The sequence below is a fragment of the Streptomyces griseoviridis genome (assembly GCF_005222485.1).
Lineage (GTDB): Bacteria > Actinomycetota > Actinomycetes > Streptomycetales > Streptomycetaceae > Streptomyces > Streptomyces hintoniae.
This window is the reverse complement of sequence record NZ_CP029078.1, coordinates 5,566,077-5,589,563: the sequence shown is the minus strand read 5'-3', so window position 1 is coordinate 5,589,563 and position 23,487 is coordinate 5,566,077. Positions and strand designations below refer to the sequence as shown.

Here is a 23,487-nt window from a genome sequence, read left to right as displayed (position 1 = left end):
GGGCGAGGCTTGGGAGGGCGGCGGGGTTCGGGAGAAGGGCGAGGTTGAGGAGAGAAACGAGGTTCGGGAGAAGGGCGAGGTTCTGGAGAGGCGCGGGGTTCGGGAGAAGAGCGGGATTCCAGAGGGCGTCGAGGTTCGCGGGAGTCAGGGTCCGGGTGGGGCGGATCTTCCCTCGGTCCACTCCCTGCTGCTGCGGCCCACCCCCCGGCTCTCCCTCCTGCTGCACCGGCGTTCCCTCCGCACCGCCGTCGCGCTGCTCGTCCTGCTGCTCGCGCTGATGGGCCTCGCCGCCTGTGTCGGGCAGACCTTCGTCGCGCCCGGGGAGGTCTGGCGGACCGTGCGCGGCCAGAGCACCCCGTACGACCTGGTCGTCAACGAGCTGCGGGTGCCCAGGATCGTGCTCGGGGCGTTGGTCGGCGCGGCGCTCGGGCTCGCCGGGGCCCTCGTGCAGACCGTCACCCGCAATCCGCTCGCCAGTCCCGACGTGATCGGGGTCGGGCACGGTGCCGCCGCCGCGACCGTGCTGGCGCTCGCCACCGGGGCCGTCGCCTCGCCGGGCGCGGTGCCGCTGGTGGCCGTCGCCGGGGGACTCGCCGCCGCCGGGCTGGTGTACGTGCTGGCGTGGCGGCACGGGATGCAGCCGAGCCGGTTCGTGCTCACCGGCGTCGGCATCGGGGTGGCGCTCTCGGCGATCGTGCAGCTCTATCTCACCGACAGTGAGCTGGAGGCCGCCGAGCAGGTGAAGCTCTGGCTGACCGGGAGCCTGAACGGCCGGGGCTGGGAGCAGGCGGGCCCGCTGGCCGTCGTCCTGCTGCTGAGTCTGCCCGCGCTGGTGTGGGCGGGCCGGGCGGCCAGGCCGCTCGGGCTCGACCCGGAGACGGCCGCCGCGCTGGGCGTCCGGGTGGACAGGACCCGGCTCGGCCTGACCGTCCTCGGGGTGGTCCTGGCCGCCTGCGCGACCGGCGCCGCCGGGCCCATCGGGTTCGTCGCGCTGACCGCGCCCCAGCTGGCGAGGCGGCTGACCCGCACCCCGCAGCTGCCGCTGGTGTCCTCGGCGCTGACGGGGGCGGTCGTGCTGGTGGGCGCCGACCTGGCCGCGAGGACGCTGGTGCCCCCGCTGGAGGTGCCGGTCGGCGCCCTCACCTCACTGGTCGGCGGGCCCTATCTGCTGTGGCTGCTGGGACGCGGCGGCCGCAGACAGCTCTGACACGGCGCACGGCCCCGCCGGCGGGCGACAGCACCACGCCGACGGGGCCGTGCGCCCTGCCGATCCCGAGGAACGTCGGAAGAACCCCGGAAGGATCCGGGAGGCCCCGGAAGGAGCCGGAAGGAGCCGGAAGAACCTCGGGCGGCCGACGCCCCGAACCCGAAGCGCCTCAGACCGAAACGGTCGACGCCCCGAACCCGAAGAACCTCAGCCCGAGACGGTCGACGCCCCGAACTCGAAGCGCCCCAGAGGGCCGACACCTCGACCCTCAAACGCCCCAGACGGCCGACGCCCGCCCCTCAAGCGCCCCAGACGATCCCCGCCGTCCCGATCGACAACGCGCTCAGATCGTCGCCGTGTCGATCACGAAGCGGTAGCGGACGTCGCTGGACTGGACCCGGTCGTACGCCTCGTTGATCTCGGACGCGGAGATCAGCTCGATCTCGGCGCCGATCCCGTGCTCCGCACAGAAGTCCAGCATCTCCTGGGTCTCCTGGATGCCGCCGATGCCGGAGCCCGCGAGGGTCTTGCGGCCGCCGATCACCGAGAACAGGTTCAGGGAGACGGGCTCCTCGGGGGCGCCGACGTTGACCAGCGCGCCGTCCGTGCGCAGCAGCGACAGGAAGGCGCCGAGGTCGAGCGGGGCGGAGACGGTGGAGAGGATCAGGTCGAAGGTGCCGCGCAGCTCCTCGAAGGTCTTCGGGTCGCTGGTGGCGTAGTAGTGGTCGGCGCCCAGCTTCAGGCCGTCGTCCTGCTTGCGCAGGGACTGCGAGAGGACGGTCACCTCCGCGCCCAGCGCGTGCGCGATCTTGACGCCGAGGTGGCCGAGGCCGCCGAAGCCGACCACGGCGACCTTCTTGCCGGGGCCCGCGTTCCAGTGCCGCAGTGGCGAGTAGGTGGTGATGCCGGCGCAGAGCAGCGGGGCGGCGACGTCGAGCGGGATGCCGTCGGGGATGCGGACGACGAAGTTCTCGTCCACGACGACCTTCTGGGAGTACCCGCCGTAGGTGGGCTCGCCGTCCCGGCCTATGGCGTTGTAGGTGCCGGTGTTGCCGTCCAGGCAGTACTGCTCGAGACCCTTGAGGCAGTTCTCGCAGACGCGGCAGGAGTCGACCATGCAGCCGACCCCCACTCGGTCGCCGACCTGGTACTTCGTGACGCCGGGGCCGACCTCGGAGACGACGCCCGCGATCTCGTGGCCGGGGACCATCGGGAAGATGGCCTTGCCCCAGCCCTCCTGGGCCTGGTGGATGTCGGAGTGGCAGATGCCGGCGAACTCGATGTCGATCAGGACGTCGAACTCGCGGACCGCCCGGCGCTCGATGGTGGTGCGCTCCAGCGGAGCCTTGGCGGCGGGTGCGGCGTAAGCGGCGACGGTGGTCATGCCGTGGCTCTCCTCGTGCGGTGGGGGACGGACCCGGCTGCTTGTCGGCCGGGCATGGCCTCCAGCCTGCTCCGAAACGCCGCGTCCACCCATCCCACGCCTTTGCGTACGTTCGCTGTGCCTACCACTGGCGGGGACAGACTGATCGGCGTACGACGGTGAATACTGGTCGTATGGATGACATGTCTGCGGCTTCCGCGGCCTCGCTCGACCGGAGGGCGGAGCTGAGTGAGTTCCTGCGCAGCCGGCGGGCCCGGCTGAAGCCGGAGGACGTGGGCCTGCCCGACTTCGGGCGGCACCGGCGGGTGCCGGGGCTGCGGCGGGAGGAGCTGGCGCAGCTCGCCGGGGTGTCGGTGGCGTACTACACGCGTCTCGAACAGGGCAACGGACGGAACGTGTCGGCGGAGGTCCTCGACTCGATCGCGCGGGCGCTGCGGCTGACCGACGCCGAGCGGGCGCATCTGACCCATCTGGCGAAGCCGAAGCAGCACCGGAAGAAGCAGACCGCCCGGGTCCAGCAGGCGCGGGGCGCGCTGCGGCTGCTGCTCGACTCGATGGAGTCGGTGCCGGCGTACCTCACCGGGCGGCGCGGGGACATCCTCGCCTGGAACCGGATGGCGGCGGCGGTCTTCGGTGACTGGGCGGAGCTGCCCGCGGCGGAGCGGAACTGGGCGCGGCTGGTGTTCCTGAACGAGGAGTACCGGGAGCTGTTCGTGGAGTGGGACCAGAAGGCGTCCGACATCGTCAGCGTCCTGCGGATGGACGCGGGCTGCCATCCTGACGATCCCCGGCTCTCCGCGCTGGTGGGTGAACTGTCCGTCAAGAGCCCGGAGTTCCGGAAGCTGTGGGCGACGCACGACGTCAAGGAGAAGACGTACGGGGTGAAGCATCTGCGGCATCCGCTGGTCGGTGAACTGGCCCTGAACTACGAGTCGTTCCACCTCGCCGAGGGCAACGACCAGACACTGGTGACGTATCACGCGGATCCGGGTTCGGCGTCGGCCGAGGCGCTGCGGCTGCTGGCGAGTTGGGGCGCGGACGCGACCCGGGCGGGGTCCTCGGCGCAGGCGTCGGGGCCGTCGTAGCCGACGGGGTCATCGGGGCCGGTCCGCTCGGAAGGCGCCGAGCGCCACAGCCACCACAGCCGCCACAGGCACCCTCACAGCCACCACCGCCACCCCCACACCACAGCCACCACCCCCACAGCCGCCCCCCCCCGGCAGCCACAGCCACCGCCACACATACATGGAGCGGGGCCCGGCGGGAGCGTCACCGCTTCCGTCGGGCCCCGCCCTGTGAACTGGTCGAGCCGTTCCGCTACTTGCCGTAGTAGGCGTTGTAGATCGCGACCGTCGACGTGTTCTTCTTCTTGTCGGTGATCTTCGCCTTGAAGGAGATCGACTTCCCCTTCGCCGGGTTCTTCACCTTGATCTTGCCGCCGGAGACGGTGACCTTCTTCCAGGTCTTGCCGCCGTCGTAGGAGGTGTACACCGCGAGCGACTTGAGGTTGCCGCCCTTGGCCGGGCCCTCGACGACCACCGGGACGCTGACCGTCTTGCCGGCCGCGACCTTGCTGTCCAGACCCGTGACCGCCTTGAAGCGGGCCATGGAGGCGGGCAGCTTGGCCGTGCCGGAGACCTTCTTCGAGCGGAAGGTCCAGCTCGCGTCGATGCGGGTGGAGGCCGCCGAGACCTTGGCGCTGCGCTTCACCGACGTCGTCAGCCGGTACTCGGCGTCACCGGCCGGGACCTTGAACTCCTCGTCGCCGAAGAGCGGGTCGTGGTTGGAGCCGACCTTGGTGCCGTTGCGGTAGAGGGTGGTGGTGGCCGACGTGAACAGGCTGGAGCCCGCGTGGGTGTTGGAGTCGGAGAACAGCGGGACGTAGCCCACGATGCTGTTGCCGTCGCGGAAGAGGCCGAAGTCGGCGTTCAGGTGCGGTCCGAAGACGGCGGTGTTGAACGTCTTGCTGTAGCTCTTGCCGCCCTTGAAGGTCTGCGGTGCGCCCAGCGTGTACGCGGCGTCGACGATCGGGAAGCCGGTCGCGTCGACCCCGCCGTACTGCTCGAAGTCCAGCGACCACTTGGCGCCGCCCGGCGTCGACAGGTGCAGGGTGCGGGTGCTCGGCGTGGCCTGCGGGATGCCGACCGACCAGCCGCCGCTGCCGTTGGGCAGCCAGCCGAGGGCGCCGATCGACGCCTTCTTGCCGCCGGCCGCCGCGCCGAGGGCGACCTTCACGGTGGCCAGCTCGGAGGTCTTGTACTTCTTGGTGTAGCCGGTGGCGAGCTGCTTGACCCGGCCGCCGCTGGTGGTGTTGTACTCCTCCTTGCCGCCCTTGGTGAGGACCGTCTGCCACTGCTGGGTCAGCGAACCGTCGGTGATCTGCGGGCCGAGGTGGGCGCTGCGGAACCCGGACCAGCTGTCCGCGACATAGCCGAAGCCGAAGAGGGAGTTGCTGGTCTCGACGTCGAACTCGGCCGAGGCGAGCACCTGCTTGGTGCCGGTGGCGGGCACGGTGACACTGACCGGCTTGGCGGTGCGGGCGTCCAGGGTGATCGTCTGGTTCTTGGTGACGTTCAGCTTGGGCTGCGCCAGCCAGTCGGCGCCCTTGTTCCAGTTGTCCGGGTCGACGAGCACGAACGAGCTGAGGGTGTAACCGCCCCTGGGCAGGCGGACCTTGACGGTCCCGGAGGGGTCGTAGGGCGCGAGCATCGCGTCCTGGGCGAGCCCGGAGATCCCGAACAGGGAGGCGTCGTACTTCTTGGTCGGCTTGCCGTCGCGGCCGAGGAACTTCAGGGTGACGTCGTAGGACTCCACCTCGCGCTGCACGGCCGCGGCCGTGCGGACGCTCTGGCCGCCGCCGGTCGCCGTCACATAGGCGGAGTAGCCGCCGTCGACGGTGCCGCCGAGCCGGGTGTCGGCCGTGAGGCCCACCGAGGCGGTGCCGCCCGCCGGGACGGTGACGGTGGTCGCGCCGAGCGTGAAGAAGCCGGCCGGGGCCGCCTGGCCCTTGGGGTTGGTGCCGGTCGCCTTCAGCGACAGCGTGACGTCCTCGGTGCCGAGGTTGCGGTACGTCACCTGCTTGGTGACCGGGGTGTCGTCGGTGTGCGGCCACTGCTGGGTGCCGAAGTCGACGGACGACGGGTCGGCGATCACCGTCTGCTTGATGGCCCTGTCGACCTGGATGCGGCCGGTGCCCTGCTGGAACGGCGTGTACGCGCCGCCCTTGGTGGAGCCGGTGAGGGCGCCCTTCAGCTCGGCGTAACCCCAGTCGGGGTGCTGCTGCTTGAGGATCGCGGCGGCGCCCGCGACGTGCGGGGTGGCCATCGACGTACCGGAGATGGTCAGGTAGCCGGCCGGGTTCTGGCCGACCTCCTTGTCGATGACGCTGCCGGGGGCCGCGGCGGCGGTGATGTCGACGCCGGGCGCGGTCACGTCGGGCTTGATCGTGCCGTCGGCCGTCGGGCCGCGGCTGGAGAACGGGGCCAGCTTGTCCTTGTCGTCGACGGCGCCGACGGTGAGGGCGGCGGCGGCGCTGCCGGGCGAGCCCACGGTGGCGTCGCCGTACTCGCCCTCGTTGCCGGCCGCGATGGCGAACAGGATGCCCTTCTGCTCGGACAGCTTGTTCACCTCGGCCTCCAGCGGGTCGATGCCCGGGGAGTCGCTGCCGCCGAGGCTGAGGTTGATGACGTCGGCGCCCTGCTCGGCCGCCCACTCCATGCCGGCGATGATGCCGGAGTCGTCGCCGTAGCCGTCGTCGCTGAGCACCTTGCCGTTGAGCAGCTGGGCGCCAGGGGCGACGCCCTTGAACTTGCCGCCCGACTTGGCGCCGGTGCCCGCCGCGATGGACGCGACGTGCGTGCCGTGACCGTACTTGTCGGTGACGGAGGTGGAGGTGGAGAAGTTCTTCGCGGCGGTGACCTGGCCCTTGAGGTCCGGGTGGGTCGCGTCGACGCCGGTGTCCAGGACGGCGATCTTGACGCCCTTGCCGTCGTAGCCGGAGGCCCACGCGGTGGGGGCGCCGATCTGCGGCACGGACTTGTCGAGGCTGGCCTTGCGGACGCCGTCGAGCCAGATGTGCGCGATGCCGGAGGCGGTGGTGGCGCCGTCGGTGACCGCGGACCAGAGGTCGGCCGCGTCCTTCTTCGGGGTCTGCACGGCGTCCGCGTTGAGGGCGGTGAGGCTGCGGCGGACCTTGCCCGCGCCGCGCACCTCGGCCTTCACGGTCCGCGCGGTGCCCTGGTAGCCGACGATGACCTTGAGGCCCTGCTGCTGGGCCTTGCGGTTGGCGGCCTTGTTCAGCTCGGTGACGTCGAACAGCCTGCGGTCGACCTTGCCGGTCGCGATCATGCGGGAGACGTCGGCGGGAACGACCAGGGTGTGGCCGCCGGCCTTGCGGATCTGCACGGGTATGTGGGCCCGGCCCGCGGCCGGTTCGAGGCCGACGACGCGGCCCTTGGCGTCCACCGCGACGCGGTCGCCGGTGATCAGTGTGACGCGGTGCTTCGCCTTGACGGAGGCGGCCGGGTCACCGGCCGTCCGCTCCGTCCTCGCCTGCGCCGGGCTGGTCATGCCCGCCGCGAGGGCGACGGCCGCCGCGGCCGCGATCGTGCCCGCGCACGCTCTCTTGACTTGTCTGCGCAAAACTCCCCCTCGCCGAAGGTCCGGGTGCGGTCCTCCCGTTCACCCGGCCGAGGGGTCTGTCGTACACATGCGCGATCGTCCCCCCGGATCTGGAGTATGCCGGGGGGCGATCAGCCGTCTCAAGAGGTGAGAGGAGGGTAAGAGGTGGTTCGCGCCGACTGTTACGCGACCGCCGGGTGGCTGTTACATGATCGCCGGGTCAGGCGCCCGCGTTCTCCTTGACAGTGATCCGGCCCTTGCGGATCGTCGCCAGCCGCGGCGCCTTCTTCGCGATCGCGGAGTCGTGCGTGACCATGATGAAGGTCAACCCCAGCTCCTTCCACATCCGTTCCAGAACCTCCATGATCTCGTCACGCATCGACTCGTCGAGGTTGCCGGTGGGTTCGTCGGCGAGCAGCACCTTCGGCTGCTTCACCAGCGCGCGGGCGATGGCCACCCGCTGCTGCTGGCCGCCGGACATCTCGGACGGCAGATGCCCGAGCCGCTCGCCGAGACCGACCGAGCGCAGCGCCTCGGCGGCCCGTTCGCGGCGCTCCTTGGCCTTGGCGCCGAGCGGGACGAGCGCGGTCTCCACGTTCTCCTGCGCGGTGAGGGTGGGGATCAGGTTGAACGACTGGAAGACGAAGCCGATGGTGGCGCTGCGCACGGCGGTGAGCTTGCCCTCGGAGAGTCTCGCCATGTCGGTGCCGTCCAGGACGACTTCGCCCGACGTGGGCCGGTCGAGGCCGCCGAGCATCTGGAGCAGGGTGGACTTGCCGCCGCCGGTCGGGCCCTGGATGACGAGGCGGTCGCCGTCGGCGATGGTCAGGTCGACGCCGTCGAGCGCGGTGACGGTGTCCTTGCCTCGGGTGTAGCGCTTGGTGACACTTCTGAGTTCGTACACGGTGACTCCTGGAAGGTGCGTGGTCGGGGCGGGAGTTGACGGCTACTCGACGCGGCGCAGGGCGTCCGCCGGGCGCAGCCGTGAGGCCCGCCAGCCGCCGAAGGCGCCCGCGATCAGGCCGCCGGCCACCGCGAGGGCGACCGCGGTCACCACCGTCGTCACGCTGACCGGGGCGGTCAGGGTGACCTCCAGGGTCTTGGCCGCGGCCCGCCCGGGACCGCCGCCGAAGCCGCCGCCTCCTCCGCCGCCGGGGCCGCCCATGCCGCCCCCGCCGCCACCGCCGCCGCCGCCCAACTGGGCGCTCAGGGTGGGGGAGATGGCCGTGACGACGTAGGCGCCCGCGAGGCCGAGGGCGATACCGAGGGCGCCGCCGAGGAGCCCGTTGACCATGGCCTCGCCGACCACCTGCCCGGTGACCCGGCCGGACTTCCAGCCCAGCGCCTTGAGGGTGCCGAACTCGCGGACCCGGCGGGAGACCGCCGACGAGGTCAGCAGCCCGGCCACCAGGAACGCGGCGACCAGCACGGCGATGGAGAGCCACTTGCCGACGCTGGTGGCCAGCGAGGAGGCGGTGGAGAGCGATCCTGAGACGGTGGAGGCGAGGTCGGCGGAGGTGGTGACGGTGGTGCCCGAGACGTTCTTCTGGATCGCGGACTTGACGGTGGAGATCTGCTGCGAGTCGGTCGCCTTGACGTAGACCGTGGTGACCTTGTCCTTCGAGTCGCTGAGGGTCTGCGCCCGCTTCAGCGGGATGTAGACGTCGGCGGCCGCGTCACCGCTGTCGGCGGTCGCGACGCCGATCACCTTGAACTTGGTGGACTTGACGGTGATCGACGAACCGACCTTGTACTTCTTCTCCTTGGCGTACGCGGAGTCCACCACGGCGACCTTCGCGTCGGTCTCGGAGGTGGTGAAGGTGCGGCCGCTGCTGATCTTCGACGAGGTCAGCGGGCCGAGGGCGGGCTTGCTGACGTCGGTGCCGTAGACGGAGTAGTTGTTGACGTCGAAGTCGGCGCCGCCGCCCCGGACTTCGCCCTGCGGCTGGCCGCTGCCGCCACCCGGGCCGCCCTGCCGGCCGCCGCCGTTCTGGTCCTGCTGGAACTGGCCGCGGGTGAACTGGCCGTTGATCTTGATGACTTGGAGGCTCAGCCCGCCGGCCGCGTCCGAGACGCCGTGCTGGGCGCCGACCTTGGAGACGGTCGCCGTCGACAGCGTCTGGAAGCCCTGCACCATGACGCGGTCGCTGCTCTGCTCCTCGTCGGAGTCGTCGCCGCGCGCGTCGAACTGGAAGCGCGGGCGCTGCGACGCGCTCGTCGAGGGCGCCGCCGCCTTGGTGACCGTCATGTCCGTGCCCAGTCCGTACAGCGACTGGAGGACCTTGTCCTGCGCCTTGCCCATGCCGGACGACACGGACGTGACCACGATGACCAGGGCGATACCGAGCGCGAGACCGGAGGCGACGACGAGCGCCGCCTTTCTGCGGCGGCGCAGTTCGCGCCTCAGGTAGGTGAAGAACATGGCCGCAAGGTAGGGACAGACCGTGACGACTCGATAAGGCCCGCATAAGAGAATCATGAGAAGGCTGTGGACCACCCCGCAAACACCGATGCCGCCCCTGGGGGCGGCATCGGAAGTCTGTGGGGTGAGGGTGCGTCAGACGGCGGAACCGGCCTTCCAGTCGGCCCAGTTGAGGTTCCAGCCGTTGAGGCCGTTGTCCGGCGCGACGGTCTTGTCGCCGGTGTTCTTGACGACCACGACGTCACCGACCAGCGAGTGGCTGTACATCCAGTAGGCGGGGGTGCCGGTGTCGTCGGCACCCTTGGTGTCGGACAGGCCCACACAGCCGTGGCTGGTGTTCACGCTGCCGAAGATGGACTTGGCGCCCCAGTAGTTGCCGTGCATGAAGGTGCCGGAGTTGGTGAGCCGGATGGCGTGCGGCACGTCCTTGATGTCGTACTCGCCCTTGCCGTCGTCGTCGGTGAAGCCGACGGTCGCGCCGTTCATGCGCGTCTCCTTGAACTTCTCGGACATCACCATGACGCCTTCATACGTCTTGTTGTCCGGGGAGCCCGCGGAGATCGGGATGGTCTTGATGGTGTTGCCGTCCTGCGTGACCTTCATCTGCTTGGTCTTCGCGTCGACGTAGGAGACCTGGTTGCGGGCCACGTGGAAGGTGATCGTCTTCTGCTGGACGCCGAAGACGCCGGAGGCACCCTCGACACCGTCGAGCGCGAGCTTCAGCGTGACGGTGGAGTTGCCCTTCCAGTACTCCTCGGGGCGGAAGTCGATGCGGTTGGCGTTGAACCAGTGCCCGACGACCTCCTGACCGCTGCTGGAGGTGACCGTGATGCCCTTCTGGACCGCGGCCTTGTTGGTGATCGCCTTGTCGAAGTTGATCGACACCGGCATGCCCACGCCGACGGTGGAACCGTTCTCCGGCGTGAAGTTGCCTATGAAGCTGTTGGTCGGGGAGACGGTCGTGAACGACGCGTTCTCGTGCGCGACCCGGCCGTCCGCGTCCTTCGCCGCCGCCGTCACCTTGTAGGTGGTGGAGCGCTCCAGCTGGGTGGTCGGCTTCCAGCTGGTCTTGTCGGCGGACAGCTCGCCCGCGACGGCGGCGCCCTCGGCGGTCTTCATGGCGACGCTGGTGAGCGTGCCCTTGCTGACCGTGACCGCGGCCGAGTTGTTGATGGAGGCGTTGTCCGAACCGTCCTTCGGCGTGATCTTGATATCGGCCGCCGAGGTCTTCTTGGCCGCCGCCTCGTCCGCCTGGGCCTGCGAGGCGTCCTTGCCCCCGCCGCCCGAGGCGTCGTCGCTGCCCGAACACGCCGAGAGCACCAGCACACCGCCGAGCAGAGCGGACGCGGCCATCAGGCCCCTGCGCCGCTTACTGTCCGTCATCACACGCTTCTCCATCGTTGCCGAACCCAGAACCCCAACAGTCCCCGTTAACGCACTTCAACGCTACGACCGCTGCGTCCCGTTCCACGATCCGCGGACATGTGGGGCACGCCACGTCGCCGGGGAACGCGTGGTGCGGCGGTCGGTCGGTGTGCATCTCTGAGACGCGAGAACCCCGGACGGCGGTTGCCGTCCGGGGCCAGGTTTTTCCCCGGACGCCTCAACGGACGCCCTGCACCGCCTCTTCGGTCTCCTCGGCCCCCTCGGCGCCCTCGGCGTCCTCGGGATACTCCGCCGTCTCATCATCCTCGTCCAGCTCCCAGTCGGGCGCGTCGGGGTCGTACTCGATTTCCTCGCTCGACCACGAGGCCTGCGCGAGTTCCACCCCCGGCACCTCGCTGACCAGGTCGAACGGGTCGACGAGATGGGCGAGGGCCTCCGCGGTGTCTTCCGTCACAGCACTCTGTGCGTGTACCCGCTCGCCGTCGGGTACACCTTCGTCGTCGGTGATCCTGCGCAGCGCGGCCTGCGTGACGGCGTCGACGTCGTTCACTTCGAGGACGACTTCCACCCGAAGCCGTACATATCGCGGGGTCTCTTCGATGCTCATGCCCGGAGAGTACGGCCCGTCGCGCCCGTGACTTTCCCGTGACCCGCGCCTTTCACTAACATCGCCCCACACGGCCAATTCACCAGCGCCACAAGGGGATCGATATTCCGTGTCATCCGCTCGCCGTTCGTTGCTGACCGCCACCGCCGCGGGGACCCTCCTGGGCGCCCTGTGGTTCGTCCCGTCCGCCAACGCGTCCCCGGGGACCTCGGGGGCCGACCGGCCCTCGGCGACCTCGACGACGCAGGCCAGGGCGCTCTCCCAGGAGTCGGGGACGTCGGACACGGCGTCGGCCGCCGAGGACGGCACGGGGGACGTCGAACTGGCCGACACCGGCAGCTTCGACACCACTCCGTACGTCGTCGGCGGCACCCTCTTCCTCACGCTCGGAGCGGGCTTCGTCGTCTACTCGGTGCGCCGCGAACGCCTCGGGTTCTGAATCGACTTGACGATCACTTGACCCTAACTTCATAGTCCGCTCATGAAGAGATCATCGAGGGCCCGCGCTGCCGCCACGATGTCCGTGGGTGCGCTGTCGCTCGCCCTCATCACGGGGTGCGGCGGGGATACCGACGCGAAGGACACCAAGAACACCGCGGACAAGCCGTCCGCACCGGCCGCCACGGCCAAGGCGCTCGGCGCGGCCGAGCTGGAGAAGCTGATCGTCGGCAAGGCCGACCTGAAGGGCTACGACGTCAAGCCGGCCGGCGCCGCCCAGCAGATCGTCCCGTCGAAGGACGCGCTGACGGTGAAGGACGCCGCGTGCGAGCCGCTCGCCTACGTCCTCACCGGGTTCGCGCCCGGCGACGAGAGCGCCTACGTCAACCGGGTCGCCACCCAGGCGGCGCCCACGTCCGCCCCGTCGGCCGGCTCGGACGAGGACCTGGACGCCGCGATGGACCTGCTCGGCTCCACCATCACGATCGTCTCGCTCTCCTCGTACGACGGGGACGGCGCGCAGCGGACCATGAAGGCCGTCAAGGACGCCGTCACCACCAGCTGCGCGAGCGGCTTCACGCTCTCGGCGAAGGGCCAGGAGACCCAGCGGTTCACCAAGGTGACCGCGGGGAAGTCCACGGGGTCGGGCGACGAGTCGATCGCCTACACGGTCAACGGCAAGACCGACGAGGGTGAGACGCAGGTGAACGCCGAGGTCGTGCGGCACGGCTCGACGGTCGCCACGTACTACTCGCTCAACCTGGCGGCCCTGTCGGGCAAGAAGGCCGACATCTCCATCCCGGCGGAGATCGTCACGGCCCAGGAGGCCAAGCTCAAGTAGCACCATCGCGGGCGGGGCCCGGCCGTACCGACCGGCCGGGCCCCGCCCGCGGCGTGCGCGGCCCGCCCTACAGCAGCGGTCCCGTCACCGTCTCCGCTGCCGCCACCGCTCCCCCGGCGCGGACGAACGTGTCCGCGGCGGCCAGGTCCGGGGCCAGGAAGCGGTCGGGCCCCGGGCCGCCGACGCCCGCGGCCCGCACCGCGTCGATGACGGCCCGCGAGGCGGGCGCCGGGTCGAGGCCGGCCCGGAGTTCGACGGCGCGGGTGGCCGCGTACAGCTCGACGGCCAGCACGCGCGCGAGGTTGCCGACGGCCGTGCGCAGCTTGCGGGCGGCCGACCAGCCCATCGAGACGTGGTCCTCCTGCATGGCCGACGACGGGATGGAGTCGGCCGACGCCGGGACGGCCAGCCGCTTCATCTCGCTGACCAGCGCCGCCTGCGTGTACTGGGCGATCATCAGACCGGAGTCGACACCGGCGTCGTCGGCGAGGAACGGCGGCAGCCCGTGGCTGCGGTTCTTGTCGAGCAGCCGGTCGGTGCGGCGCTCGGCGATGGAGGCGAGGTCGGCGGCGGCGATGGCGAGGAAGTCAAGGACGTACGCCACCGGGGCGCCGTGGAAGTTGCCGTTGGACTCGACGCGCCCGTCGGGCAGGATCACCGGGTTGTCCACGGCCGACGCCAGCTCGCGCTCCGCGACCAGCCGGGCGTGCGCGAGGGTGTCCCGTCCCGCGCCCGCGACCTGCGGGGCGCAGCGCACCGAGTAGGCGTCCTGGACGCGCGGGGCGCCGTCCTGGTGGTGTCCGGTGAGGCCCGAGCCCTTCAGCACGGCCAGCATGTTGGCGGCCGCGGCGCCCTGGCCCGGGTGCGGTCGGATGGCGTGCAGCTCGGGGGCGAGCACCTTCTCGGTGCCGAGCAGGGCTTCGAGGGAGAGGGCCGCGGTGACGTCGGCCGTCTTGTAGAGGGTGTCGAGGTCGGCGAGGGCCATGACCAGCATGCCGAGCATGCCGTCGGTGCCGTTGAGGAGCGCGAGCCCCTCCTTCTCGCGCAGTTCGACGGGCGCGATGCCGTGCTCGGCGAGCAGCTCGCCCGCCGGGCGGACGACGCCGTCGGGGCCCTCGGCGTCGCCCTCGCCCATCAGGGTCAGGGCGCAGTGCGAGAGCGGGGCCAGGTCGCCGGAGCAGCCGAGCGAGCCGTACTCGTGCACGACCGGGGTGATACCGGCGTTCAGGACGTCGGCCATGGTCCGCGCGACCTCGGGGCGGACACCGGTGCGGCCGGAACAGACGGTCTTCAGGCGCAGGAACATCAGCGCCCTGACGACCTCGCGCTCGACGCGCGCTCCCATGCCCGCGGCGTGCGAGCGGACAATGTTGCGCTGGAGCGTCGCGCGCAGTTCCGGGCTGATGTGCCGGGTCGCGAGGGCGCCGAAGCCGGTGCTGACGCCGTAGACCGGCTCCGGCTTGGCGGCCAGCGCCTCGACGACCTCGCGGGCCGCGGCGAGGGCCGCGACCGCCTCCCCCGACAGCTCGACCCTGGCACCGCCGCGCGCCACGGCGAGCACGTCGGACGCGGTCACCCCGGACGTCCCCACCACCACAGTGTGCATATCCATATTCAGGAGCGTACGCAGTGAATTCGACGATGTCACCAGTGGGCCGGGGGTCCACCCCTTACCGCTTCGTCACACCAAGAACGGGACATTCGACGGCACGACTGAGGAGCGGGGCCCGACACGTTCGACGGCACGGCGAAGTAACCCGGCGGACGTGATCGGCGGCGCACGTCCGGATCGTGTACGAACGGATGACCGGGCCGCCGGACGACCAGGCCGCCGGACCACCGGACGGCCGGGTCACGGGCCACCAGCCAGAAGCCAGAAGCCACCACCCCGCCCGCTCAGCCCCGCCGCCCCCGGAAGCGGCGGCGTTCCGCGCCCTCCGCGCCCTCGGGCGGCGGCTCGTCGGCGAGCCTGATCACGGGGTCGTCGGGGCCCTCGCGCCCTGCGACCACGGGGCCGGTGGCGCGCAGCGCCTTGGCGCGGTACTGGGCGGCGTCCGCGAGCCGGAACAGCCGGCGGGCCGAGCGCACCGGACCGATCGGGTCGCCGGTGCTCGCGACCCCGCAGGCCACCCCCTCGCCCAACTCCAACTCGGCCGCGCGGCGGCACAGTTCACCGGCGGCCGAGACCACGTCGGCGGCGGGCGGGCCGACCGCGAGCAGACAGAACTCGTCGCCGCCGAGCCGCGCGGCGAGCGCCCCGGGCAGCATCGCCCCGCACAGCGAGAGCACGGACCCGAACCGCTCCAGGAGACGGTCGCCGACGGCGTGCCCGAGGGTGTCGTTGACCCGCTTGAGCCCGTTCAGATCGCAGACGACGAGACTGACGACGGCGCCCTCGACGCGGTGCCGTTCGACGGCCTCGTCCAGCCTGCCGTCCACCGCACGGCGGTTGGCGAGGCCGGTCAGGGCGTCGGTGAAGGCCAGCCGGGTGGCCTCCTCAAGGCGTTCGGTCTGGGCGATGCCGGCGGCGACCACGGCGGCCAGGACGGTGGCGAAGTCGGCGTCGGCCCGGCCGAAGACGGGGGCGCCGGCCGGGCGGGCGACATACAGCTCGCCCCACGCCCTGCCGTGCAGCACGATCGGCGCGACCACGCACGAACCCCGGCCGCGTCGGCGCAGGGCGGCGACCCGCTGGTGGACGTAGCCGGGCCGGTTGCCCGCGGCGGGACCCGCCGCCGTCTCGACCCAGGCGTTGGGCTCGCCGCCGCCCGCCCAGCGCTCGTGCAGGAACTCGGCGATCTCGGGGAACTGGTGCACCGGGTACGACTCGTCCTCGGGGAACTCCTCCTCCCCCGCCGCCCGCTCCCCCACGTTGGCGAGGACCCGCAGTCTGCCCCGCTCCCGCTCCCACACGGAGAGGGCGGCGAAGCTGCCGCCCAGCGCGTCACAGGCGCCGGCCGCCGCCGCCCGCCACGCCTCGCGCGGGCCCTGGGCGGCAGCCATGCCCTGCGCCAGCGCGACGACCGCCGTGAGCCGCCTGTCCTCACCCATCGCTCCAGGCTAGGGAGTTTTCGGGCGATCCGGGACATTGACGGTGCGGTGGGGTGACCGGGGCGACCGGGGCCGCCTCCGCCGGCGGGTCACTCGCCCGGCCACCGGGGCTCGCGCTTCTCGTTGAAGGCGGCCACGCCCTCCGCGCGGTCCCCCGAGAAAGCCACCGTGCGCCAGGCCGCGTCCTCGATCTCCAGGCCGGACGGGAGGTCGAGGCCGTGTCCGAGCCGCAGGGCGCGCTTGGCCGCCCGCAGGCCGACCGGGGAGTTCGCGGCCATCCGGGCGGCGAGCGCCAGCGCCTCGTCCCGGTCCCTGCCGACGTCCACCAGTTGGTCGACCAGGCCGAGATCCGCCGCCTCCGCCGCGTCGAGGCGCCGCGCGGTGAAGATCAGCTCGGCCGCGCGGGCGGCGCCGACCCTGCGGGGCAGCAGTTGGGTCCCGCCGCCGCCCGGGATCACGCCGACGGAGACCTCCGGCAGCCCGACGACGGCGCTCCGGTCGGCGACGATCACGTCGCAGGACAGCGCCAGTTCGAAGCCGCCGCCCAGCGCGAAGCCGTGCACGGCGGCGATCGTCGGCATGGGCAGGTCGAGGACCCCGCCGTAGGCGGCGCGCGCCACGGGCCGCTGCTTGAGCAGGTCGGCGTCGCTGAGGGCGTTGCGCTCCTTGAGGTCGGCGCCGACGCAGAAGGCGCGCTCGTGGGTGGACGTCAGGACGGTGACCCGGACCCCCGGGTCGCGGGACAGCGCGGCACAGGCCCCGGCGATCGACCGGGCCATCGCCGACGACACCGCGTTCATGGCCTTCGGCCGGTCGAGGACCAGCTCGGCGACATGCCCGTCCCCGGCCCGCCGCACCACGACGAACTCCCCGAACCGTTCCTCACTCATGACGCCCTCCGGTTAACGCGGGTTAACTGTCCGCCCCGATCATCGCAGCCGGGGCCGCGCCGGGAAAGGCCGTTCGACCACGTGACCGCATCAGGGGGCGCATCGCACAGCTGTCAGTTCCCGCACCTCGCCCGAACACCTCGTTCGAGTGATGTCCGACGGCTTCACCCGACCGGCGCCCGGCTCCCGCGCATAGCGTGCGTCCGCCAGCGCGTACCGGGGAGGGGCCGCCATGAGCGAGACACGGACCAGGCCGACGCCTGCGCGGGACGACCCGACCGCACCACCCGCCCGCAACCCACCACCCCACGGAGCGAGACCCTCCACCGCGCCCACGTCCCCCACCCCGCGCTCCCTGCCGACGCGCCCGCGCCCCTGGGCCCTGACCCACCCCCGGTCCCGTCCTCGTGGGCGCCACCGCCGGCCTCGGCCGCGCAAGGTGCTGCTGACCGCCGTCGGGGTGGTGGTCGCCGCCGGTGTGCTGAGTCTGGTGCGGCTCACGCCCGACGCCGGGGTCGGCGGGGACCGGGCCCAGGGGCGGAACGTTCCCTCGGAGGTGGCCGGCGCCCGGCCCACCCCCGGCCGGTCGGACGGCGGTCTCCCGGCCGCCCCTCGGGCGCGTTCGTCGGCGACCTCCGCCCCGGGCGGGGTGAGCACCGCACCGGGCGGCGGGCGCGCGGGCCGGGCGTCCGAAGGGGCAGGCGCGAGCCCGGGGCCCACCGGCTCCGGCCGCGCCAGGCCGTCCGCACCGTCCGCGCGGGAGCCTGCGGCTCCGATGCCGTCGACGTCGTCGGACGGCGCCTCGGGCACGGGCCAGCGGCCCGGCGGTCACAGCACCCCGCGCCCGTCACGGCCGACGCCGACGCCCGCGCCGTCCACGCCGCAGCCGACCGGATCACCCGGATCTGCCGGATCACCCGGATCTGCCGGGTCGGCCAGTCACAGGATCTGTCTGCCGGTCGTCAAGCTGTGTGTGGGGCTGCGCTGAGACGAGGTCGTCTGAGGTGGCCCGGGTCGCTCAGGCCGTCTGGTCCGTGCCGTCCCTGCGGGCCAGCAGCCACGGCTCCACCACGCCGAGCCCGCGCACCGGGCGCTGCCACATCGGCTGGAGGGCGAAGCGGTGCGTCGGCGGGGCCTCGCCCGCCTTCCGCGCCGCCTCGGCCGCCTCCGCGGCCTCCGCCTCGGACCTCGGCGCCTCGGCCGTGCGGATCAGCTCCTCCGCGAAGGCGCTGTCGACGAGGACCGCGTCACGAGGCGCTATCGACGTCAACCGGGAGGCGAGATTCACCGTCGTCCCGAAGACATCACCCATCCGGGTGGTCACCGTGCCGAAGGCGATGCCGACGCGCAGCTCGGGCATCGTCTCGTCGTTCGCCATGGTCTCGATCAGCCGCAGCGCGATCTCCGCCGCGACGCCCGCGTCGTCGGCCGCGTACAGCACCTCGTCGCCGAGGGTCTTGATGAGCCGGCCGCCGTGCGCGGCGACCAGGTCGGCGGCGGTGGTCTCGAAGGCCTCGACCAGCTCGCCCAGCTCGTCCTCCTCCATCCGCCGGGTCAGCCGGGTGAAGCCGACCAGGTCGGCGAAGCCGACGGCGAGCCGCCTGTCGACCATCTCCTCGTCGTCCGCGGCCTGCACCACCCGCCCGGTCGCGGCGGCGAGCTGGCGCCGCCAGACGTAGACGATGAACTCCTCCAGCTCCGGCAGGAGCAGCTCGACCAGCGGATACGTGACCTCGGTGCGGGTCATCCCGGGCTCGGGCGGCTCGGTCAGGCCCTCGAGGAAGGAGTCGATCTGCCATTCGGCGAGCCTGGCCGTGGTCTGACCGGTCGAGCGGGCCACCTGCACGGCCATCGCCTCGCTGAGCAGCCCCGCCTCCACCAGGCCCGCGAGCCGCCGCAGGGCCAGCACGTCGGCCTCGGTGAGCGCCTTGGCCTGGCCGATGTCCGCGAAGCCCATCGCCCGCCAGAAGCGCGACGCCAGCTCCATGGAGACACCGGCGCTGCGGGCGGCCTGGAAGGGGGTGTAGCGGCGCTCGGCGCCGAGGATGAGCTGTTCGAGGCGCAGGGCGAGCGGGTCCTCGCCGGTATCGGCGTCCTGGGGGTCCACCCGGCCGTGCGCGCCCGTGCCGGAGCCCGTGTCGTCGACGGTCACGCCTGCTGCCCTTCCGATCTGCCACGGTCAGGTATAGACCGGCCACAACTCTACGGCAGGTGTGCGGTAGCTCACTCCCGTGACGCCGACGGTGGCCCTGACCTCCATAACGCCCGCGGGGCCCGTTTTTCTCAGACGGGCCGCAGGTGGACGATGTCGCCCGCGCCCACCGGCTCCTGCACACCGGCCTCGGTGGCCAGCACCAGACGCCCGTCGCCGTCGATGGCGACCGCCTCCCCGATCAGCGCCCGCCCGCCGGGCAGCTCGGCGCGGACGGTGCGGCCCAGGGTCGAGCAGCCGGCCGCGTAGGTCTCCTGGAGGCCGCTGGCCGCCGGGTCGCCCTCGGCGTCGCGCCAGCGTCCGTACCACTGCTCGAGGGACCGGAGGACGGCCCGCAGCAGCGGGTCGCGGTCGGTGCCCGCGGCGCCCGCGAGCGCCAGCGATCCGGCGGCCGGCACCGGCAGCTCGCTCTCCTTGAGGGTGACGTTGATGCCGACGCCGACGACCACCGCGTCGTCCCCGGCCCGCTCGGCGAGGATGCCGCCGGTCTTGCGCTCCGCGCCGTCGACGGTCACCAGCAGGTCGTTGGGCCACTTGAGTGCCGTGTCGACGCCCGCGGCCCGGGAGAGCCCGGTGGCGACGGCGACGCCGGTCAGCAGCGGCAGCCAGCCCCAGCGGGCGACCGGCACGCCCGGGGCGAGCAGGACGGAGAAGAACAGCCCGGAGCGGGCCGGGGCGCTCCAGCGCCGGTCGAGACGGCCGCGCGCCGAGGTCTGCTCCTCGGCGACCAGGACGGCGCCCTCGGCGGCGTCGCCCGAGCGCGCGCGGGCGACCAGGTCGGTGTTGGTGGAGCCGGTGCTCTGCACGACCCGCACGTCCGACCAGAGCCCGCCCTCCCGCACCAGCGCGCGGCGCAGCGCGCCGGCGTTGAGGGGCGGCCGCTCCAGGTCGGACCAGCGGCTGTCGTCTGAGGCGTCTCGCGGGGTCATGCGCTCCACCCTAGGTGTGGTGAAGACCGCACTGCCGATCGGTAGGCGCAGCACTACTCTACGGATGAGTAACCGTCCCCCCTTTTGAGCAGGCAGGGAGCCGCATCCCGATGTCCGAGCCGGAAATGCCTGAAGCGCACGAAGAGATCGACATCCACACGACGGCGGGGAAGCTCGCGGATCTGCGACGGCGCGTCCACGAGGCGTCGCACGCGGGGTCGGCGCGCGCGGTCGAGAAACAGCACGCCAAGGGCAAGTTGACGGCCCGTGAGCGGATCGCGCTGCTGCTCGACGAGGAGTCGTTCGTCGAGCTGGACGAGTTCGCCCGCCACCGCTCGAACAACTTCGGCCTGGACGCGAACCGTCCGTACGGGGACGGTGTGGTCACCGGCTACGGCACGGTCGACGGCCGTCCGGTCGCCGTCTTCTCGCAGGACTTCACGGTGTTCGGCGGGGCGCTCGGCGAGGTCTACGGGCAGAAGATCGCCAAGGTGATGGACTTCGCGCTGAAGGCGGGCTGTCCGGTCATCGGCATCAACGACTCCGGGGGCGCCCGCATCCAGGAGGGGGTGGCCTCGCTCGGCGCGTACGGCGAGATCTTCCGCCGCAACACCCACGCCTCCGGGGTGATCCCGCAGATCAGCCTGGTGGTCGGGCCGTGCGCAGGCGGTGCGGTGTACTCGCCGGCGATCACCGACTTCACCGTGATGGTCGACCAGACCTCGCACATGTTCATCACGGGCCCCGACGTCATCAAGACGGTGACCGGTGAGGACGTCGGTTTCGAGGAGCTGGGCGGCGCCCGCACCCACAACTCCGCTTCGGGTGTGGCGCACCACATGGCGGGTGACGAGAAGGACGCCATCGAGTACGTCAAGCAGCTGCTGTCGTACCTGCCGTCGAACAACCTGTCGGAGCCGCCGGCGTTCCCCGAGGAGGCGGACCTCTCCGTCACCGACGAGGACCGCGAGCTGGACACGCTGGTCCCGGACAGCGCCAACCAGCCGTACGACATGCACACGGTGATCGAACACGTCCTGGACGACGCGGAGTTCTTCGAGACGCAGCCGCTGTACGCGCCGAACATCCTCACCGGTTTCGGCCGGGTGGAGGGGCGTCCGGTGGGCATCGTCGCCAACCAGCCGATGCAGTACGCGGGTTGCCTGGACATCAAGGCGTCCGAGAAGGCGGCCCGGTTCGTGCGGACCTGCGACGCGTTCAACGTCCCGGTGGTCACCTTCGTGGACGTGCCCGGCTTCCTGCCGGGCGTGGACCAGGAGCACGACGGGATCATCAGGCGCGGCGCCAAGCTGATCTTCGCGTACGCGGAGGCGACGGTCCCGCTGATCACCGTCATCACCCGCAAGGCGTTCGGCGGGGCCTACGACGTGATGGGCTCCAAGCACCTGGGCGCCGACCTCAACCTGGCCTGGCCGACGGCGCAGATCGCGGTGATGGGCGCGCAGGGCGCCGTCAACATCCTGCACCGCCGCACGATCGCGGACGCGGCCGCCACGGGGGACGCGGAGGCGACCAGGGCCGAGCTGATCCAGGCGTACGAGGACGCGCTGCTGAACCCGTACGTGGCGGCCGAGCGCGGGTATGTGGACGCCGTGGTGCTGCCGTCGGACACCCGGGCGCACATCGTCAAGGGGCTGCGGCAGCTGCGCACCAAGCGGGAGTCGCTGCCGCCCAAGAAGCACGGCAACATCCCCCTCTAGAGCCCGTTCAGGACCGCACGTCCAGGACCGAAAGGGAGCCGTCATGAACATCAAGGTGGTGCGGGGCAACCCGACCCCGGAGGAGCTGGCGGCCGCGGTCGCGGTGGTCAGGGCGCGCGCCGCGGCGGCGAGCCTGCCGCCGGCGCCCGCGGCGCCCCGGGACTCCTGGTCGGACCCGGCCAGGATCGCGTCCGGGCGGCTGCCGCAGCCGGGCCCGACGTCCTGGGCGCGCACGTACTGGCCGGGCTGAGCGGGCCCGGCCTGGCGGCTGGTCAGCCAGGTGGAGCGGGGGCGCGGGCCGGTCGGCGGGAAACCTGAGTACGCGTACTCAGGCGTCCCGCACCGGCCCGGCGCACGCTGGGAAGCATGCTGTGGTCCGATCCCGAGAACGAGCCGCCGAAGGAACTCCGCGACATGCAGGAGACCCTCAGACGGCTCGGCCTCTTCCTCGCGCTGGCCATGCTGGTCGCGATGATCGTGCTGGGACTGAGGTGACCCGCCGCGGCTACCCTTGCGCCATGCGCCGACTCGTCCTCGCCTCCCAGTCCCCCGCCCGGCTCAACCTGCTGCGCCAGGCCGGCCTCCACCCCGAGGTGATCGTCAGCGGCTTCGACGAGGACGCCGTCACCGCCCCCACCCCGGCCGAGCTGGCCCTCGCGCTGGCCGAGGCGAAGGCGTCCGTGGTGGCCGCCCGCCCTGAGGTCAGGGGCGCGCTGGTGATCGGCTGCGACTCGGTCCTCGACCTGGACGGCCAGGCCCTCGGCAAGCCCGCCGACGCCGAGGAGGCCACCGCCCGCTGGAAGGCGATGCGCGGCCGGGCCGGGACCCTCCAGACCGGGCACTGCGTGTGGGACACGGCGAGCGAGCGGCACGTGTCGGCGACGGCGTCCACGGTCGTCCGCTTCGGTGAGCCGTCGGACGCGGAGATCGCCGCGTACGTCGCCTCGGGCGAACCCCTGCACGTGGCGGGGGCGTTCACGCTGGACGGGCGGTCGGCGCCGTTCATCGACGGCATCGCCGGCGATCACGGCAACGTGATCGGCCTGAGCCTGCCGCTGCTGCGCCGGCTGCTGGCCGAACTGGGCGTCGGGATCACGGAGTTGTGGGCGCGGGACCAGGGGTGACGGGCGCGTCGCCGCCGCCGTCGCCCGGTCCTGAGCGCCCGGGGGTGCGGGGCGCGCGGTCGTAGCTGACCAGGAGCAGCACGATCAGCGCGAGCACGACGAGCAGGCCGAGGAAGACGGCCGGGCCGATCGGTCCCCACGCGAACGCGGCGAGCAGCCCGTGCACGACGGCCACGCTGATCAGCAGGACCCGGCCGAGCCCCGCGGGCTGCCGGTCGCGGACCGCGACGAGCAGGGCGACCAGGCCGCAGAGCGCGAAGTAGAGGCCGAAGACGATTCCGCCGATCTTCGAGGCGCGGGCCATCACCTCAGGGTCGAGACCGGCGAGGGACATCTTCTGGCGGTCGACGACCACCCCGAGGAACCAGTTGAACGCCGCGAAGAAGAGTGCCTCGCCGAACAGCACGACCGCCACGATCCACGCCACCGGCCTGCGCGTCACCGGCCCCCACCCACTTTCGACTGACGCCCGAGGCGACCGGACAAGGCTTCGGTCTCCCTGAGCACGTTCGAGACATCGCGAACGTTACTAACGAGTAAACCTCGGGACAAGGGTTCGGCCGAGGGCAAAGAATCATTGGGCCATTAGTAGGGACTCCACAAAGAAACCCGGCGGCCCGCAGCGCGGCCTCACAGAGACCTCCACCACATCGGA

General features: G+C 72.0%; 20 protein-coding genes. 8 read left to right on the top strand and 12 right to left on the bottom strand.

Features of this window, described 5'->3' with window-relative positions:
- The first annotated feature begins 184 nt into the window (after positions 1-184).
- On the top strand, positions 185-1,207 hold the full coding sequence (locus DDJ31_RS24255) for a FecCD family ABC transporter permease (RefSeq protein WP_240678399.1): 1,023 nt from the start codon (positions 185-187) through the stop codon (positions 1,205-1,207).
- A gap of 343 nt (positions 1,208-1,550) precedes the next feature.
- Here the strand turns inward: DDJ31_RS24255 and DDJ31_RS24250 are convergent, their stop codons facing one another.
- Positions 1,551-2,591 (bottom strand): NAD(P)-dependent alcohol dehydrogenase, encoded by a 1,041-nt coding sequence (locus DDJ31_RS24250; protein WP_127178262.1) that lies wholly within the window; start codon positions 2,589-2,591, stop codon positions 1,551-1,553.
- Between the two features lie 173 nt (positions 2,592-2,764).
- On the opposite strand from DDJ31_RS24250, the gene DDJ31_RS24245 reads away from it, so the two are divergent.
- Positions 2,765-3,676, top strand: a complete 912-nt coding sequence (locus DDJ31_RS24245) for a helix-turn-helix domain-containing protein (RefSeq protein WP_127178263.1) — start codon at positions 2,765-2,767, stop codon at positions 3,674-3,676.
- 232 nt (positions 3,677-3,908) lie between these two features.
- On the opposite strand, the gene DDJ31_RS24240 is transcribed toward DDJ31_RS24245, so the two are convergent.
- The 5 genes from DDJ31_RS24240 to DDJ31_RS24220 all read right to left on the bottom strand — a co-directional run bounded on the left by DDJ31_RS24240 (position 3,909) and on the right by DDJ31_RS24220 (position 11,626).
- Complete coding sequence (locus tag DDJ31_RS24240) at positions 3,909-7,160, bottom strand: S8 family peptidase (protein ID WP_127182625.1); 3,252 nt, start codon at positions 7,158-7,160, stop codon at positions 3,909-3,911.
- 271 nt (positions 7,161-7,431) lie between these two features.
- Complete coding sequence (locus DDJ31_RS24235) at positions 7,432-8,115, bottom strand: ABC transporter ATP-binding protein (protein ID WP_127178264.1); 684 nt, start codon at positions 8,113-8,115, stop codon at positions 7,432-7,434.
- A gap of 42 nt (positions 8,116-8,157) precedes the next feature.
- Entirely contained in the window at positions 8,158-9,633 is a 1,476-nt protein-coding gene (locus DDJ31_RS24230) for an ABC transporter permease (protein WP_127178265.1), read from the bottom strand.
- A 135-nt stretch (positions 9,634-9,768) separates the two neighbouring features.
- Positions 9,769-11,031, bottom strand: coding sequence for a L,D-transpeptidase (locus DDJ31_RS24225; RefSeq protein WP_127178266.1), 1,263 nt, complete (start codon positions 11,029-11,031; stop codon positions 9,769-9,771).
- A 205-nt stretch (positions 11,032-11,236) separates the two neighbouring features.
- Entirely contained in the window at positions 11,237-11,626 is a 390-nt protein-coding gene (locus DDJ31_RS24220) for a hypothetical protein (RefSeq protein WP_240678095.1), read from the bottom strand.
- Between the two features lie 109 nt (positions 11,627-11,735).
- Here DDJ31_RS24220 and DDJ31_RS24215 point away from each other — a divergent pair, with 109 nt between their 5' ends.
- Both DDJ31_RS24215 and DDJ31_RS24210 read left to right on the top strand, forming a co-directional pair.
- On the top strand, positions 11,736-12,065 hold the full coding sequence (locus tag DDJ31_RS24215) for an LPXTG cell wall anchor domain-containing protein (RefSeq protein ID WP_171480893.1): 330 nt from the start codon (positions 11,736-11,738) through the stop codon (positions 12,063-12,065).
- 42 nt (positions 12,066-12,107) lie between these two features.
- Positions 12,108-12,905, top strand: a complete 798-nt coding sequence (locus tag DDJ31_RS24210) for a hypothetical protein (protein WP_127178268.1) — start codon at positions 12,108-12,110, stop codon at positions 12,903-12,905.
- A 67-nt stretch (positions 12,906-12,972) separates the two neighbouring features.
- Here DDJ31_RS24210 and hutH read toward each other — a convergent pair whose 3' ends face one another.
- The 5 genes from hutH to DDJ31_RS24185 form a co-directional block, all read right to left on the bottom strand.
- A complete protein-coding gene (hutH, locus tag DDJ31_RS24205; protein ID WP_127182626.1) occupies positions 12,973-14,511 on the bottom strand; it encodes a histidine ammonia-lyase in 1,539 nt (512 codons plus the stop codon).
- Positions 14,512-14,801: 290 nt separating this feature from the next.
- A complete protein-coding gene (locus DDJ31_RS24200; protein WP_127178269.1) occupies positions 14,802-15,956 on the bottom strand; it encodes a GGDEF domain-containing protein in 1,155 nt (384 codons plus the stop codon).
- A gap of 89 nt (positions 15,957-16,045) precedes the next feature.
- Positions 16,046-16,846, bottom strand: coding sequence for an enoyl-CoA hydratase/isomerase family protein (locus DDJ31_RS24195; RefSeq protein WP_127178270.1), 801 nt, complete (start codon positions 16,844-16,846; stop codon positions 16,046-16,048).
- A gap of 1,018 nt (positions 16,847-17,864) precedes the next feature.
- On the bottom strand, positions 17,865-18,998 hold the full coding sequence (locus DDJ31_RS24190; RefSeq protein WP_127178272.1) for an adenylate/guanylate cyclase domain-containing protein: 1,134 nt from the start codon (positions 18,996-18,998) through the stop codon (positions 17,865-17,867).
- Between the two features lie 131 nt (positions 18,999-19,129).
- Positions 19,130-19,987, bottom strand: a complete 858-nt coding sequence (locus DDJ31_RS24185; RefSeq protein ID WP_127178273.1) for a biotin--[acetyl-CoA-carboxylase] ligase — start codon at positions 19,985-19,987, stop codon at positions 19,130-19,132.
- A gap of 110 nt (positions 19,988-20,097) precedes the next feature.
- Between DDJ31_RS24185 and DDJ31_RS24180 the strand changes: the two genes are divergently transcribed.
- The 4 genes from DDJ31_RS24180 (at position 20,098) to DDJ31_RS24170 (ending at position 22,832) form a co-directional block, all read left to right on the top strand.
- A complete protein-coding gene (locus tag DDJ31_RS24180) occupies positions 20,098-21,708 on the top strand; it encodes an acyl-CoA carboxylase subunit beta (RefSeq protein ID WP_127178274.1) in 1,611 nt (536 codons plus the stop codon).
- 43 nt (positions 21,709-21,751) lie between these two features.
- Positions 21,752-21,958 carry an acyl-CoA carboxylase subunit epsilon gene (locus DDJ31_RS24175; RefSeq protein WP_127178275.1) on the top strand — a complete coding sequence of 69 codons (207 nt, stop codon included), beginning with the start codon at positions 21,752-21,754 and terminating at the stop codon, positions 21,956-21,958.
- Positions 21,959-22,074: 116 nt separating this feature from the next.
- Entirely contained in the window at positions 22,075-22,203 is a 129-nt protein-coding gene (gene mmpB / locus DDJ31_RS39705; protein ID WP_127178276.1) for a morphogenic membrane protein MmpB, read from the top strand.
- A 23-nt stretch (positions 22,204-22,226) separates the two neighbouring features.
- Positions 22,227-22,832, top strand: a complete 606-nt coding sequence (locus DDJ31_RS24170) for a nucleoside triphosphate pyrophosphatase (protein ID WP_127178277.1) — start codon at positions 22,227-22,229, stop codon at positions 22,830-22,832.
- Here the strand turns inward: DDJ31_RS24170 and DDJ31_RS24165 are convergent.
- Entirely contained in the window at positions 22,801-23,274 is a 474-nt protein-coding gene (locus DDJ31_RS24165) for a hypothetical protein (RefSeq protein ID WP_127178278.1), read from the bottom strand. The two genes, DDJ31_RS24170 and DDJ31_RS24165, sit on opposite strands and share 32 nt — an antisense overlap.
- Positions 23,275-23,487 lie beyond the last annotated feature (213 nt).